This window comes from Arsukibacterium sp. (assembly GCF_018402695.1).
Taxonomy (GTDB): domain Bacteria; phylum Pseudomonadota; class Gammaproteobacteria; order Enterobacterales; family Alteromonadaceae; genus Alishewanella.
The window spans coordinates 177,001-192,197 of record NZ_JAGYIM010000011.1; the positions used below are offsets into that span (position 1 = coordinate 177,001).

A 15,197-nucleotide genomic window follows, 5' to 3' on the forward strand; every position below is an offset into this window, starting at 1 on the left:
CCGTTTTATTGTGCTACAGGTTTACGAAATTTCAGGGTCATCCGATCGCTTTCACCAATCGCCTGGTATTTGGCTTTATCTTGCTCGCCCAGCCGTAATACCGGGGGCAGGGTCCAGACACCGCGCGGGTGATCTGCTGTGTCTTTCGGGTTAGCGTTAATATCGCTGCTTTCTTCCAGAACAAAGCCTGCTTGCTCAGCCAGGCTGACAGTCAATTGTTCAGGGAAATAGCCGGTTTTGGTCCAGTCGCCGGCCATTTGGTCGGCTGGCAGACGGTGTTCGACCACACCCAGCACACCACCCGGTTTTAACGCTTTATAAAAGTCCTTAAAGATTGTCACCATAGCCTCATCGCCACCCTGACCATACCAGTTATGCAGGTTACGGAAGGTCAGCACCACATCGGCGCTGCCAGCCGGTGCAATGGCATCACTGTTACCCGGGGCAAATTCGGTTAATGTTACCCGGCTGTATATTGGATCTGCAGCCAGCTTTTCTTTAAACGCCGCCAGGTTTTTTTTGTAATAGTCTGAGTTACTGTCAGCCGGAAAATGGGCGGCGTAATAAGTACCATGTGCGGCCAGTAACGGCGCCAGTATTTCGGTGTACCAACCACCACCGGGTGATATTTCTACCACAGTGCTTTTCGGCGTAACTTCAAAGAATTGCAGGGTTTCTACCGGATTGCGGTATTTATCCCGGCTTTTATTCTGCTCACTGCGGACATGATGATCAGCCGCTTGCTGCAGAGCGTCAGTGGTACTGTCTGCCAGTACTGGCAGCGACAAGAGTATTGCTGATAACGTTATAACTTTGCTAAGTGTTTTCATCTTCAGGCTCTCTTTGTTGGAAGTGGCGTTAGTTTAGCAAAGCAGTCAATGAATTGCAGTGATTATCGACAGTTGCTGTCGGGCATATTTAGATGGCCAGACTGCTAAATTTCAATCAACAATTGCCAGGGCCTATGCTAGAATGCCTGCCTTTTTAGCAAGCGTTATCAGGTTTTCAGCTATGGACAATAATATGTCGTCTGCGCTAGACAATATTAAAGTAGTGCTGGTTGGTACCACCCATACCGGTAATATTGGCTCGGTAGCCCGGGCGATGAAAACCATGGGTTTAAGCCAGTTGTGCCTGGTCGCCCCAAAAACCGCACCGGATGGTCAGGCCTATGCCCTGGCCGCCGGCGCCAGCGAAATTCTGGCCGGCGCCACCACCTATGACACCCTGGCAGAGGCGGTCGCCGATTGTGCCCTGGTCGTTGGCAGTAGTGCCCGCTCCCGCACCCTAAGCTGGCCGATGCTGGAGCCACGCGAATGCGCCGAGTTAGCCATAGCTCATAGTAATAAGCCGGTAGCCGTAGTGTTTGGCCGTGAGTCCAGCGGCCTTAGCAATGAAGAGCTGCAGTTGTGTAATTACCATGTCTGTATTGCCGCTAATCCGCAGTACAGCTCGCTGAATCTGGCAATGGCGGTGCAAATTGTCTGTTACGAGTTGCGGATGGCCTACCTGGCCAGTGCGCCGATCGCTACCGAAGCAGAGCTTGTTAATTATCCAAGCTCAGCGCAAATGGAAAATTTTTATCAGCATCTGGAAGCGGCGTTGCAGCACACCGGTTTTATCATTAAGCAGCATCCCGGGGTTGTGATGACGAAATTGAAACGGCTGTTTAACCGGGCCCGGCCGGAAGAAGCCGAGTACAATATTTTGCGCGGCATTTTAACCTCGATGCAGCGGCTTGAAAAAGTAGATGGCAATACTCACAAGGAGTAAGGCGATGTTTGCGGGTATCAGAGAAGATATAAAAAGCGTTTTCGACCGCGATCCGGCGGCGCGCAGTACGTTCGAGGTTCTTACTAATTATCCGGGGCTGCATGCGATCTGGTGGCACCGGCTTAACCACAGGCTGTGGCAGGCTAATTTTAAGTGGCTGGCTCGCTTTTTAAGTACCATTGCCCGCTGGCTGACTGGGGTGGAAATTCATCCGGGCGCTAAAATTGGCCGCCGTTTTTTTATTGACCATGGCATGGGCGTGGTTATTGGCGAAACGGCCGAAATAGGTGACGATTGCACGTTGTATCATGGTGTTACCTTAGGCGGCACCAGCTGGAATCCGGGTAAACGCCATCCTACCCTGGGCAATGGCGTGGTCATTGGTGCTGGCGCTAAAGTACTGGGGCCACTGCAGGTGGGCGAAAATGCGCGCATCGGTTCTAATGCCGTGGTGGTGCGTGATGTGCCGGCAGGTGCGACCGTGGTGGGTATTCCGGGCCGGATTGTTGCCAAGGTGGCGGCAGAAGTCAGCGAGCAGCGCCAGCATCTGGCGAAGAAATTTGGGTTTGATGCTTATGCAGTGTCAGCAGAAAATCCGGATCCGGTGGCCAGCGCTATCGGTACTTTGCTCGACCACATCCATCTGCTAGATAATAAAGTGGCGGAGCTGTGCAGCAGCGTCAACAGCCTGGGCGGTAACGTTTGTGCTGAAATGCCGGAGTTAGATTTGCCAGAAGAAGATTTTAAACGGGCAGAGCAGCAAGCGGCTGAACAGCGGCGGAAAGAAGTGGATGCCTTTGATCCTGGCATTTAATTCCGTCAGTGCAGTGAATACCTGACTATACTGGTAGGATATATACTTGACTAAAATAGTCAGGATTGTACAATAGCCGCCATGAAGTCAGGGAGCGTGTTATGAGATTAACCTCGAAAGGTCGCTATGCTGTCACTGCCATGTTGGATGTGGCGCTGCACGCAGGGCAGGGTCCGGTGCCGCTGGCCGATATTTCTGAGCGCCAGGGTATTTCGTTATCTTATCTTGAACAATTATTCGCCCGCTTGCGTAAACAAGGTTTAGTCAGCAGCGTGCGCGGCCCGGGCGGCGGTTACCAGCTGGGGCTGGCACCTGAAGCCATTTCAATTTCAGCGGTGATTGCTGCGGTTGATGAATCAGTGGATGCGACACGCTGCCAGGGTAAATCTGATTGTCAGAGTGGTGCTAAATGTTTAACCCACACTCTGTGGCACGATTTAAGCCACCGGATAGAAGACTTTTTAACTAATATCAGCCTGGCTGCGCTGGTCAGTCAGCAAGATGTGCAAAACATTGCCCAGCGGCAAAACAGTCGCAATGTAAAGAATCCTGCAACTGACATTAAAGTCAGTTGCCAGTTGTAAACGCATTACGGAGCCAACAATGAAGCTACCTATTTATCTGGATTATGCGGCTACCACCCCGGTTGACCCGCGTGTGGCCGAAAAAATGATGCAATATCTGACTATGGATGGCGAATTTGGTAATCCTGCGTCCCGTTCGCACCGTTTCGGCTGGCAGGCAGAAGAGTCAGTGGAAATTGCCCGCAGTCAGATAGCTGAACTGGTGAACGCTGATCCACGGGAAATTGTGTTTACCTCTGGTGCCACTGAATCAAACAATCTGGCCATTAAAGGCGCCGCCCAGTTCTACAAGAAAAAGGGCAAGCATTTAATTACCGCCAAAACCGAACATAAAGCGGTTCTCGATACCATGCGCCAGTTGGAGCGTGAAGGTTTCGAAGTGACTTACCTTGACGTGGAAAGCACCGGCCTGGTTGATCTGGCCAAGCTGGAAGCCGCCATGCGCCCTGAAACTTCAGTGGTTAGCATTATGTTCGTCAATAATGAAATTGGGGTAATTCAGGATATTGCCGCTATTGGTGAACTGTGTCGCAGCAAAGGTATTGTATTTCACGTCGATGCGGCCCAGGCCACCGGTAAGGTAGACATTGATTTACAGAGCCTGAAAGTCGATTTAATGTCGTTCTCCGGTCACAAAACTTATGGTCCGAAAGGCATTGGTGCATTGTATGTGCGGCGTAAACCGCGGATCCGTTTAGAAGCACAAACTCATGGTGGCGGCCATGAACGCGGCATGCGTTCAGGGACTCTGGCACCACATCAGATTGCCGCTATGGGCGAAGCATTCCGGTTAGCCAAAGAAGAAATGGCTGCTGAGCGTGAGCGGATCACCGCCTTGCGTGATCGCCTGTGGGATGGCATTAAAGATATTGAGCAAGTGTATCTAAATGGCGGTGGCGCACCGCGTGTGCCGGGCATTACCAATATCAGCTTTAATTTCGTTGAAGGTGAATCGTTGATCATGGCATTAAAAGATATCGCCGTATCATCGGGTTCAGCCTGTACGTCAGCAAGCTTAGAACCCTCTTATGTATTACGGGCGCTGGGATTAAATGATGAGCTGGCACATAGCTCTATCCGGTTCAGTATCGGCCGTTTTACCACGGAAGAACAAATTGACCACACGATAAAAATTGTCCATCAGGCGATTGATAAATTACGTGAAATGTCGCCGCTATGGGACATGTTCAAAGACGGTATTGATTTAAACACAGTGGCATGGGTTGCGCACTAAGCGCAGTCCGGCCCAACGAGGTAACAATCATGGCTTACAGCAATAAAGTAATCGATCATTATGAAAATCCACGGAACGTGGGTTCTTTCGCCAAAGATGACCCAAGCATCGCCACGGGTATGGTCGGCGCGCCGGCCTGTGGTGACGTGATGAAACTGCAAATTAAAGTTAATGAGCAGGGCATTATTGAAGATGCCAAGTTTAAAACTTACGGTTGTGGCAGTGCCATCGCGTCCAGCTCGCTGGTGACCGAGTGGGTAAAAGGCAAAAGCCTGGACGAAGCCCAGCAAATTAAAAATACGGATATCGCCCACGAACTTGCGCTGCCACCAGTGAAAATTCACTGCTCTATTCTGGCGGAAGATGCCATCAAAGCGGCAATTGCCGATTATAAGCAAAAGCGCGGAGGTTAACGCGGTATGGCCATATCGATGACCACAGCGGCAGCTGAAAGAGTGCGTAACTTTCTGCAAAACCGCGGTAAAGGCCTGGGTTTAAGAGTGGGCGTTAAAACCACCGGTTGTTCCGGCCTGGCCTATGTGCTGGAGTTCGTCGATGAGCTGAACGCTGATGATCAGGTGTTTGAAGAGCATGGTCTTAAACTTATTGTCGACGGTAAAAGCCTGGTGTATATCGACGGTACCCAGCTGGATTTTGTCAAAGAAGGCCTGAATGAAGGTTTTCAGTTTAAGAATCCGAACGTTAATGGCGAATGTGGCTGCGGCGAAAGCTTTACCGTTTAATTTTTCCGACTGCTGTAAGGCCGATATTAGATGAATTATTTTCAGTTGTTTGATTTGCCGGCGACTTTCGAGCTGGATTTAACTGAACTCGGTTCGCGCTATCTGGCGTTACAACGCAAATTTCATCCCGACAATTATGCCGCCGCCTCCAATCGTGACCGTTTAATGTCGGTGCAGCAAACCGCCAATATTAACGATGCCTACCACAGCCTGAAGCAACCCTTGCTGCGGGCTGAACATTTGCTGGCGTTACGTGGCCTGAAAATCAGCCATGAACAGCGCAGCTTCACCGATCCCGTGTTTTTAATGCAGCAAATGGAGTTGCGGGAACAGCTGGAAGAAATCAGCACAAGTGAAGATCCGGATGACGCCATTATGGCGGTAGAGCAACAATTGCAGCAGCAACGCAAGGTATTGTTGAAACAACTGGCCGCAGCACTTGAGGCCAATACGGCTGAGCAGAACCAACAGGCTGCGGAACTGGTGCGTAAACTCAAATTTTTCTTTAAACTGCAGCACGAGCTGGAGTTAATTGAACAGCAATTACAAGACTAAACTAAGCTATGGCGTTATTACAGATTGCAGAGCCGGGCCAGAGTGCTGCGCCCCATCACCATAAACTGGCTGCCGGTATCGATTTAGGTACTACTAATTCATTGGTTGCAGCGGTGCGCAGCGGCCAGGCTAACACCCTGCACAACGCTGCAGGCAATGACATGATCCCCTCAGTAGTGCGGTACGGCCCGGATAAAACAGAGGTAGGACAAGACGCTGTCGCCGCCGCCGCGGCTGATGCCAGCAATACTATTTTTTCTATTAAGCGGCTGATGGGTAAAGGCTATGCTGAAACCCAGCCGCTGGCCGAGCTACTGCCTTATCAGCTCGTTGACCAGGGCGGCCTGGCTGCCGTGGCAACCCGTGCAGGGGTAAAAAACCCGGTTGAAGTATCAGCTGAAATTCTGGCTACCCTGGCCGATACGGCCAGTCAGGTCCTGGGCGGCGAGTTAAATGGCGTGGTAATTACCGTGCCAGCGTATTTTGATGATGCTCAGCGTCAGGCCACGAAAGATGCCGCCAGGCTGGCCGGTTTAAATGTGCTGCGCTTACTAAACGAACCGACGGCTGCTGCCCTGGCCTATGGCCTTGATTCCGGCCAGGAAGGGGTGATTGCCGTTTACGATTTAGGTGGTGGCACCTTTGATATTTCTATATTACGGTTAAAGCGTGGCGTGTTTGAAGTACTGGCAACCGGCGGTGACTCTGCATTGGGCGGCGATGATTTCGACCAGGCTATTGTCGGTTGGTTACAGCAGCAAAGTGGCCAGCATCAGTTAAGCCATACTGGCCGGCGCCAATATTTAACGGCAGCCCGTAAGCTGAAAGAGCAGTTAACCGACAACGATACAGCTGATTATTCCTTTATCGCTGATGAGCAGAAGCTATCAGGCACGCTCAGCCGGGCTGAGTTTGAACAATTGGGTGGTGCACTGGTTAAAAAAACCATTCGCAGTTGCCGTCAGGTGTTGCGTGATGCTGATTTAACACCTGATGAAGTTGCAAAAGTGGTGATGGTTGGTGGTTCTACCCGGGTGCCTTTAGTACGCAGCCTGGTCGGCCAGTTTTTTGCTACTGAACCGTTAACCTCGATTGACCCCGATAAAGTGGTCGCGCTGGGTGCAGCTATCCAGGCCAATGTGCTGGTAGGCAATAAAGCTGAGCACGAAACATTGCTGTTAGATGTTATACCGTTGTCATTGGGCCTGGAAACCATGGGCGGCCTTACTGAAAAGGTTATTCCGCGTAATACCGTTATTCCGGTCGCCAGGGCGCAGGAATTTACTACCTTTAAAGACGGCCAGACTGCCATGGCCATTCATGTGCTGCAAGGCGAGCGCGAACTGGTTGAAGACTGCCGCTCGCTGGCCCGTTTTGAATTGCGTGGTATTCCGCCAATGCCTGCTGGTGGTGCCCATATTAAGGTGACTTTTCAGGTTGATGCCGATGGCCTGCTGAATGTCAGTGCTGAAGAAAAATCAACCGGTGTTGCTGCAGGTATTCAGGTTAAGCCGTCCTATGGTTTGACTGACGATCAGGTGGCAGCGATGATCAGCGGTTCAATGCAGCATGCCCGTCAGGATATGCAACAGCGTTTATTGCGTGAGCAACAGGTGGAAGCAGATCGGGTGTTGGAAGCGGTTGGCGCAGCACTGGCACAGGACGGCGTGCTGCTGGATCCTCAGGAGCTTGCAGAAATCAAATCGGCACTGGCCACCTTAGCGCAAGTGCGACAGCAGGACGACACGGCAGCAATTAAAGCCGCTATCGAACATACCAATACTTTAACAGATGACTTTGCTGCCCGGCGAATGGATAAATCAATCCGGCAGGCCCTGCAGGGCCATAAAGTTGACGAGGTTTAATTATGCCAAAGATTGTATTTTTACCCCATGCTGAATTGTGCCCGCAAGGCGCAGCGCTGGATGCCAATACCGGCGACACTGTGCTGGATGTAGCGCTAAAAAATGGCATCGCCATTGAGCATGCCTGTGAAAAATCCTGCGCCTGTACTACCTGCCATGTCATTGTCCGCGAAGGCTTTTATTCACTGAACGAAAGTGATGAGCTGGAAGACGACATGCTGGATAAAGCCTGGGGGCTGGAGCCGGAATCACGCTTGGGCTGTCAGGCCCGGATTGCCGATGAGGATTTGGTGGTAGAAATCCCGAAATATACCGTCAATATGGTTAGTGAAGGCCACTAGTCTGGCATATCTGCCACTGTAGGTTTTTTCTGGCAATTAGCGTATAATTTGCCGCCTTAAAATTTTAACCCTTTAATGACAGGAGCCTGACATGGCCTTAGAACGTACTTTTTCAATCATCAAACCTGATGCAGTAGCCAAGAACCTGATCGGTGCTATTTATCACCGTTTCGAATCTGCCGGCCTTAAGATTGTCGCCTCTAAAATGCTACACTTAAGCCAGGAGCAAGCTGAAGGTTTTTATGGCGAGCACAAAGAGCGTCCGTTCTTCAAAGCGCTGGTAAGCTTTATGACGTCAGGCCCGGTTATGGTTCAGGTGTTAGAGGGTGAAGATGCTGTACGGAAAAACCGTGAAATAATGGGTGCGACCAACCCGAAAGATGCCTTAGCCGGCACTTTACGCGCAGATTACGCTGACAGTATTGATGAAAACGCGGTACATGGCTCTGATGCAGCAGCATCTGCCGCCCGTGAAATTGCCTTCTTTTTCACTGAAGCTGAGCTGTGCAGCCGTACCCGTTAATTCGGATATGTGTTGGCTGAAGGGAAGGGGGCGTTAGCCCCTTTTCTGTCTTAGTAAGAGCCAGAATTAAGTAGTAACAGTGAGTTATTGATAGGTGTCAGCAGGAGTCATCAGGGTATGAACAAGCCGGTAAACCAGGTAAATTTGTTAGATTTTACCCGTGCGCAAATGCAGGAATTCTTTGTGTCGTTGGGTGAAAAACCATTTCGGGCCGATCAGGTGATGAAATGGATTTACCATTTCTGCGTTGATGACTTCGACAAAATGACCAATATCAATAAAACATTGCGCGACAAGTTAAAAACACTTGCCGTTATTGCCGCGCCTGTCGTGGTAACCCGCCAGGACAGCAGTGATGGCACTATTAAGTTTGTGATGGGCCTTGCCGGTGGGCAGGAAGTGGAAACTGTCTGGATCCCGGAAAAAGACCGGCGCACCTTGTGTGTATCTTCCCAGGTGGGCTGTGCGCTGGACTGTACGTTTTGTTCTACCGCGCAGCAGGGTTTTAACCGCAATCTCAGTGTCAGTGAAATTATCGGTCAGGTGTGGCGGGTGGCTCAGATTATTGGCAGTTACGGTGATACCGGCGAAAAGCCTGTTACTAATGTGGTAATGATGGGCATGGGTGAGCCGTTGTTAAACCTGAACAATGTGGTACCGGCAATGGAACTGATGCTGGAAGATTACGGTTTTGGCTTATCAAAACGCCGGGTGACTTTAAGTACTTCTGGCGTCGTGCCGGCGCTGGATTTATTACGCGAGCGGATTGATGTGGCATTGGCTATCTCCTTACATGCACCAAATAATGCCCTGCGGGATGAGCTGGTGCCGGTCAATAAAAAATATCCGATGGAGCAGTTTTTAGCGGCTTCGCGTCGTTATGTCGAGAACTCTAAGGCCAATGATAAGGTCACAGTAGAGTATGTTATGCTCGACGGCATCAACGACAGTATGGAACAGGCGCATGAGTTAGCGCAGGCATTGCAAGATACGCCGGCAAAGATTAATCTTATCCCCTTTAATCCGTATCCTGGTTCACCCTATAAAAGGTCGAGCAATTCTCGGATTGACCGTTTTAACAAGGTGTTACAACAACACGGTTTTACTGTTATGGTACGGAAGACGCGGGGCGATGATATCGATGCCGCCTGTGGCCAGCTGGTAGGCGATGTGATTGATCGAACCAAGAGATTGATAAAGAAGCAGCAGAAAGGCCAGCCTATTCTGGTTAAAACGCTGCCGTAACCCAAGGGATGACCAGTGGTAATGCAGAAATTTTCGGTAGGGCTTGCACTCTGTGTGTCGTTAACCCTGACAGCGTGTGTATCTCAAAGCAGTTATGTCGGCTCTGACCGTCAGGTTGGTGAGCGTACGCTTGATAATACTGAAGCTGCCCGTACCCGAATTTCTCTGGGTTTAAATTATTTGCGCCGGGGTGATACCACCCAGGCTAAATACAATTTAGAGCGCGCCAAAGCGTTTGCGCCAGATTTGCCTGAAGTGTATAACGCCCTGGCGTTTTACTATCAGAGTGTTGGCGAGCAGGTTCAGGCAGAAGAAGCCTACAAGCAGGCGCTCAATAAAGACAGCGACAACGCTGACGCTTACAACAACTATGGCGCTTTTTTGTGTCAGGTTGGCAAATATGATGAAGCGGAAGAGCTACTGTTAAAAGCGATTTCGCGGCCTGGGTATATCCGGGTAGCAGAGAGCTATGAAAACCTGGCGCTGTGTCAGCTGGACCAGCATGGCTTTACCAAAGCCAAAACCTTTCTTGAATCTTCAGTATCACATAATGCTACCCGCATCAGTTCACTGATTAATTTAGCTGCGCTCAATTATGCGATGGGCGATAATGTTGGCGCCAAGGCGTCACTGCAAAAGATTCAGCGTTTGGGCCGCGTGTCAGCGCGCAGCACCTTGTTAAATTACCTGGTGGCAGAAAAGCAGGGCGATGTCAGCACCATGAAACACGCTGAGCAATTATTGCTGACGTTATATATCGATACGCCGGAAGCCCGCTTACTATTGCAGCAACGGTTGCTGGAAAGCGAGTTTGAACAATTACGTGAGCAGTATAAATTGAGCCTGATGGCCAATATTGTGCTGCCAGACCGTTCGGCAACAGAGGTAGCGCCAAGCGCACCGGTTGCAAACCCAAAATTAAAAGTTGTCAGGCGAAAAACGGCGGAGCCGGTAGCTAATGAGCCAGACCCGTCTGCGCAGACCTTACCCCAGGTCGGCCAACAGGTAACAGATAGTGCGCAGCAAATAACAACGGGAGCGGCAACGAGTGCCAGTTCGGTAAGCAGTCAGGCCATTGCCGGTGCTCTGGCAGGCAGCCAGTTACCGACACAAGACGAAGCGGCAGTTCTTGCACAGCGACAACAGGCAGAGCAGCAAGCTGCAGAACGGCAGGCTGCGGCCGAAGCACTGGCTGCCAGCCAACTTGCTGAGCAGCAGGCAGCGGAGCAACAAGCCGCAGACGACGCATTGGCGGCCAGAGAATTAGAAGAGCAACAGGCAGCAGCTGATGCATTGGCGGCCAGGCAACTAGAAGAGGAACAGTTAGCTGAACAACTCGCTCCAAAGCAACAGGCAGCAGATAAGCAGCCAGACCAGCCAGCACAGCAACAAGCCGCAGAGCAGCAGGCTGAGCAGGACGCAGCCAGCCAGCTTATTTTAGCAGCGACGCCGCCGGTAAGTCTGCCGGCCGAAACAGTATTAACAGAACCCGCTACAACTTCGCCAACAGGTGAGGCTGACTCTGCCGCAACTGCCCGTGAAACTATAAATCCAAATGAGATTCAGGCAGAGACTGAAGGTGAAAGCCTGGTTGAGGTTGCTGCAGTAAGCCAGCCTGCGGCTCAATCTGAACCGCAGGCTGAGCAAGTGGCAACAGCCTCAGAACTGAGTGACGAGCCGGCAACCTTTCATGTGGTACAAGAGGGGGAATCACTGTATGCCATTTCGGTGGTGCATAACATCAGGCTGGCCAGGCTGATGCAGTGGAACCAGCTGACCCCGGAGTCAGTCATTAAAACCGGCCAGCGGATCTGGTTAACTGAAGTTGACGAAGAGCAGTTACAGCAACCGCAAACGGTTGCCAGACTTACAGAGTACAATGAGCCCATTGATGCCGCTGAGCCTTACCATCAGGTGGCCGCCGGTGAAACCATGTTTGGCATTTCCTATCGCTATAATATCCGGCTGGAGCGCTTTATGGCCTGGAATGACCTGACCGAGCAAAGTAAGTTGCAGGTGGGCCAGCAGGTGCTGGTTGTCGACCCGGCCCGTATTGAACCATGACAACCACTGAACCAACGGAGTTATCAGAATCAGCAGAACTGACCGCCGGTCAATTGCTGCGACAGGCCAGAGAGCACCGCAAACTCAGCGTAGCGGAAGTCGCATTGCAATTAAATTTGCGGGTTAATCTGGTGCAACAAATCGAAGCTGACCAACTGGACAGTTCCATGCTGGTTACCTTTGTCCGTGGTTATCTGCGGGCGTACGCCCGGCTGGTTAAACTTCCCGAGCAGCAGGTGCTGAGCGCGTTCGAACAGCAAAATGCAGGCAACGGCGACCCGGCGAAGCCGATGCGGACTTTTTCAAATCGCGCAGAGTTACAGGCAACTGAAAACCGCTTTATGTGGTTAACCTATGCTATAGGTTTTATTCTGGTATTGATGCTGGTGTTATGGTGGTGGCAAACGACAAGCACCGGCCCTGACGCTGCAGCAGTGCCGCAGGACTCTGTTGCGGTTGAGCAGCTTGACAATGGTACCGCAGTATCAGGAGCTATTGATAGCAGCGGGCCTGCCGACAATACGGAAAATATCCAACCAGCTGCAACTGCTGACAGCGACGTAGTTAGCCCCAGTGCAAACGCTGAACCAGCGCCTGTCAGCCTGCCTGATTTCGTTGCAGCAGAATCCATGCCAGAGCTGGCCAGCCAGATTGCAGCAGAAGCAGATAGCTCACCTCAGCCTGACATTATTACCATGGAATTCCAGGACAGTTGCTGGATAGATGTGCTTGATGCTGACGGCAACCGTATTGCCTATGGCACCAAAGAAGCAGGTTACCAAATGACCGTAAATGGCAAAGCCCCCTTTGTCGTCACCTTGGGCAACCCCAGTGTGGTGCGCATTACCCTGAATAACCAACCCTTTGATATGTCATCGCTGCCGGCAGGCAGAGTGGCCAAATTTACCCTGGCGGAACCCGACTAATCATGTTTGCTGACAATCCAATTACCCGACGCCCGAGTACCCAAATTCATGTAGGTAGTGTTGCCATTGGTGGCGACGCTCCGATTGCGGTGCAATCGATGACCAACACCCGCACCACGGATGTCACTGCAACGCTGGCCCAAATTCAGGCTATTGCTGATGCCGGTGCTGACCTGGTCAGGGTATCGGTGCCTACGATGGAAGCGGCTGAAGCCTTTAAGCTAATTAAACAGCAGGCAACCATTCCGCTGGTGGCCGACATTCATTTTGACTACCGGATTGCGTTAAAAGTAGCCGAATATGGTGCAGATTGTCTGCGAATTAACCCGGGTAATATTGGCCGGGAAGACCGGATCCGCGCGGTAGTCGACTGTGCCCGTGATCACAATATTCCGATCCGGATTGGTGTCAATGGCGGGTCATTAGAGGCCGATATTCAGGAAAAATATACCGAGCCAACTCCGGAAGCGTTAGTGGAATCGGCAATGCGCCATGTTGATATTCTGGACCGGCTTAACTTTGATCAGTTTAAAGTCAGTGTTAAGGCCTCAGATGTGTTTCTGGCGGTAGGCGCTTACCGCTTGCTGGCCAAACAAATTAAACAACCGCTGCATTTAGGCATTACTGAAGCCGGTGGTGCCCGCGCCGGTGCCGTTAAATCCGCTATCGGGTTGGGTATGCTGCTGGCAGAAGGCATCGGCGATACGTTGCGCATTTCGCTGGCGGCTGATCCGGTAGAAGAAGTCAAAGTGGCATTTGATATTCTTAAGTCGCTGCGTATTCGGCAGCGCGGCATTAACTTTATTGCCTGCCCCAGCTGTTCGCGTCAGGAATTTGATGTGATCAAAACCATGAATGAGCTGGAACAACGGCTGGAAGATATCGTCGAGCCCTTAACGGTATCGGTAATTGGTTGTGTGGTGAATGGCCCGGGCGAGGCGCTTATTTCTGATTTAGGAGTAGCTGGCGCTAACCGCAAAAGTGGTTTCTATTTAAATGGCCAGCGCCAGAAGCTGCGGCTGGACAATAACAACATTGCTGAGCAACTGGAGCAGCAGGTGCGGCAGTATCTGGTGGCACGTGAGCAGCTGATTGGCATAAAACAACTGGATTAAAATGTGTGCGGCTTGGTGTTATTACCAACACCTCTTATAATCAGCCGTTTTTTAGCATGGTAGTGAGACTTTAATTTTGGCAAAAAATATTCAGGCTATACGCGGCATGAACGACTGCCTGCCGCAGGATACGCCACTATGGCAGCATCTGGAGCAGGTATTGCGCAGTACCGTAACGCGCTTTGGCTATAGCGAAATTCGCTTTCCTATCGTCGAAATGACCGAACTGTTTAAGCGTTCCATTGGTGAAGTAACTGATATCGTTGAAAAAGAAATGTATACCTTTGCCGATCGCAATGGTGACAGCCTGACCCTGCGACCAGAAGGCACTGCCTGCTGTGTGCGGGCAGGCAACGAGCATGGCCTGTTATATAATCAGGAACAACGGCTGTGGTATATGGGGCCAATGTTCCGGCATGAGCGACCACAAAAAGGCCGTTATCGTCAGTTTCATCAGTTCGGTCTGGAAGCGTTTGGCATTGCCAGCAGCGATATTGATGCTGAAGTCATAATGCTGACAGCGAATTTGTGGCAGCAACTGGGGCTGGCTCCTTTTGTCAGTTTGCAATTAAATTCGCTGGGCTCAAACGAAGCCCGGGCAATTTACCGCGATGCACTGGTAGCCTATCTGGAGCAGCACAAGTCTCAGTTAGACGAAGACAGTTTGCGCCGGATGTACAGCAACCCGTTGCGGGTGCTCGACAGCAAGAACCCGGCATTGGCTGAGGTATTAGCGGCTGCACCACAGTTAAGTGACTATTTGGATGCTGATTCGGCAGAACATTTCAGCCAGCTAAAACGCCGGCTGGACGCTGCCGGCATTGCCTACACGGTAAACCCGACCCTGGTACGTGGCCTTGATTACTATAACAAAACCGTTTTTGAGTGGGTGACTACTGAACTGGGAGCTCAGGGCACCGTATGTGCCGGTGGCCGTTACGATGGTTTAGTGGAGCAACTGGGCGGCAAAGCCACCCCGGCAGTGGGTTTTGCGCTGGGGATGGAACGGCTGGTGTTATTGCTGCAAACCCTGCAGCTGGTTAGCTTGCCTGAGGCGACTGCTGACATTTATATTATGCCAATGGGTGAAGCGGCGGAACTTGCAGCCATTGCTATTGCCGAACAGCTGCGTAGCGAGTTGGCGCCAAAACGTGTTATCTTGCACTGCGGTGGTGGCAACTTGAAAAAACAGATGAAACGGGCCGATAAATCAGGTGCTGAACTGGGGTTAATTCTGGGCGCAGACGAACTGGAACGGGGCGAAATAACGCTGAAGTGGCTACGTCAGGATAAACCCCAACAAATGCTGGCGTTAGCAGAGCTACCGCGATTTCTGGCCAGCGTTCTATAGCAAAACAGCTCAACAAACAGTAAATAGTATCGGTTGTGAACAGCCACAATAAAGGTAAGCCGGC

Annotated in this window: 16 protein-coding genes; 15 read left to right on the forward strand and 1 reads right to left on the reverse strand. The window is 51.2% G+C overall.

Translation table 11 applies throughout. The features are described from left to right. Positions 1–5: 5 nt before the first annotated feature. Positions 6–830 (reverse strand): methyltransferase, encoded by an 825-nt coding sequence (locus KG631_RS05620; protein WP_213996398.1) that lies wholly within the window; start codon positions 828–830, stop codon positions 6–8. Between the two features lie 193 nt (positions 831–1,023). On the opposite strand from KG631_RS05620, the gene trmJ reads away from it, so the two are divergent. From trmJ to hisS, 15 genes are all read left to right on the forward strand, one after another. Further along, entirely contained in the window at positions 1,024–1,773 is a 750-nt protein-coding gene (gene trmJ, locus KG631_RS05625; RefSeq protein ID WP_301003630.1) for a tRNA (cytosine(32)/uridine(32)-2'-O)-methyltransferase TrmJ, read from the forward strand. A gap of 4 nt (positions 1,774–1,777) precedes the next feature. Further along, positions 1,778–2,587 (forward strand): serine O-acetyltransferase, encoded by an 810-nt coding sequence (gene cysE, locus KG631_RS05630; RefSeq protein ID WP_301003631.1) that lies wholly within the window; start codon positions 1,778–1,780, stop codon positions 2,585–2,587. A gap of 101 nt (positions 2,588–2,688) precedes the next feature. Then, positions 2,689–3,171, forward strand: coding sequence for a Fe-S cluster assembly transcriptional regulator IscR (gene iscR / locus KG631_RS05635; protein ID WP_046555617.1), 483 nt, complete (start codon positions 2,689–2,691; stop codon positions 3,169–3,171). Positions 3,172–3,190: 19 nt separating this feature from the next. Further along, entirely contained in the window at positions 3,191–4,405 is a 1,215-nt protein-coding gene (locus tag KG631_RS05640; protein WP_213996404.1) for an IscS subfamily cysteine desulfurase, read from the forward strand. A gap of 29 nt (positions 4,406–4,434) precedes the next feature. Then, positions 4,435–4,818 carry a Fe-S cluster assembly scaffold IscU gene (iscU, locus tag KG631_RS05645; RefSeq protein WP_019675682.1) on the forward strand — a complete coding sequence of 128 codons (384 nt, stop codon included), beginning with the start codon at positions 4,435–4,437 and terminating at the stop codon, positions 4,816–4,818. Between the two features lie 6 nt (positions 4,819–4,824). Continuing rightward, positions 4,825–5,148, forward strand: a complete 324-nt coding sequence (gene iscA, locus KG631_RS05650) for an iron-sulfur cluster assembly protein IscA (protein WP_213996406.1) — start codon at positions 4,825–4,827, stop codon at positions 5,146–5,148. Between the two features lie 30 nt (positions 5,149–5,178). After that, complete coding sequence (gene hscB / locus KG631_RS05655) at positions 5,179–5,703, forward strand: co-chaperone HscB (RefSeq protein ID WP_213996410.1); 525 nt, start codon at positions 5,179–5,181, stop codon at positions 5,701–5,703. 8 nt (positions 5,704–5,711) lie between these two features. Further along, positions 5,712–7,568 carry a Fe-S protein assembly chaperone HscA gene (gene hscA, locus KG631_RS05660; RefSeq protein WP_213996411.1) on the forward strand — a complete coding sequence of 619 codons (1,857 nt, stop codon included), beginning with the start codon at positions 5,712–5,714 and terminating at the stop codon, positions 7,566–7,568. A 2-nt stretch (positions 7,569–7,570) separates the two neighbouring features. After that, positions 7,571–7,909 (forward strand): ISC system 2Fe-2S type ferredoxin, encoded by a 339-nt coding sequence (gene fdx, locus KG631_RS05665; RefSeq protein ID WP_213996413.1) that lies wholly within the window; start codon positions 7,571–7,573, stop codon positions 7,907–7,909. 91 nt (positions 7,910–8,000) lie between these two features. Next, positions 8,001–8,432 (forward strand): nucleoside-diphosphate kinase, encoded by a 432-nt coding sequence (gene ndk, locus KG631_RS05670; RefSeq protein ID WP_213996416.1) that lies wholly within the window; start codon positions 8,001–8,003, stop codon positions 8,430–8,432. Between the two features lie 117 nt (positions 8,433–8,549). After that, positions 8,550–9,677, forward strand: a complete 1,128-nt coding sequence (locus KG631_RS05675; RefSeq protein ID WP_213996418.1) for a bifunctional tRNA (adenosine(37)-C2)-methyltransferase TrmG/ribosomal RNA large subunit methyltransferase RlmN — start codon at positions 8,550–8,552, stop codon at positions 9,675–9,677. Positions 9,678–9,698: 21 nt separating this feature from the next. Then, the gene (gene pilW, locus KG631_RS05680) at positions 9,699–11,741 is read left to right on the forward strand and encodes a type IV pilus biogenesis/stability protein PilW (protein ID WP_301003632.1); all 2,043 of its coding nucleotides are present in this window, start codon (positions 9,699–9,701) and stop codon (positions 11,739–11,741) included. Continuing rightward, on the forward strand, positions 11,738–12,667 hold the full coding sequence (locus tag KG631_RS05685; protein ID WP_213996422.1) for a RodZ domain-containing protein: 930 nt from the start codon (positions 11,738–11,740) through the stop codon (positions 12,665–12,667). The genes pilW and KG631_RS05685 overlap by 4 nt, the downstream gene beginning before the upstream one ends. Positions 12,668–12,669: 2 nt before the next feature. Continuing rightward, entirely contained in the window at positions 12,670–13,782 is a 1,113-nt protein-coding gene (ispG, locus tag KG631_RS05690) for a flavodoxin-dependent (E)-4-hydroxy-3-methylbut-2-enyl-diphosphate synthase (protein WP_213996423.1), read from the forward strand. A gap of 76 nt (positions 13,783–13,858) precedes the next feature. Next, on the forward strand, positions 13,859–15,133 hold the full coding sequence (hisS, locus tag KG631_RS05695; RefSeq protein ID WP_213996429.1) for a histidine--tRNA ligase: 1,275 nt from the start codon (positions 13,859–13,861) through the stop codon (positions 15,131–15,133). Positions 15,134–15,197 lie beyond the last annotated feature (64 nt).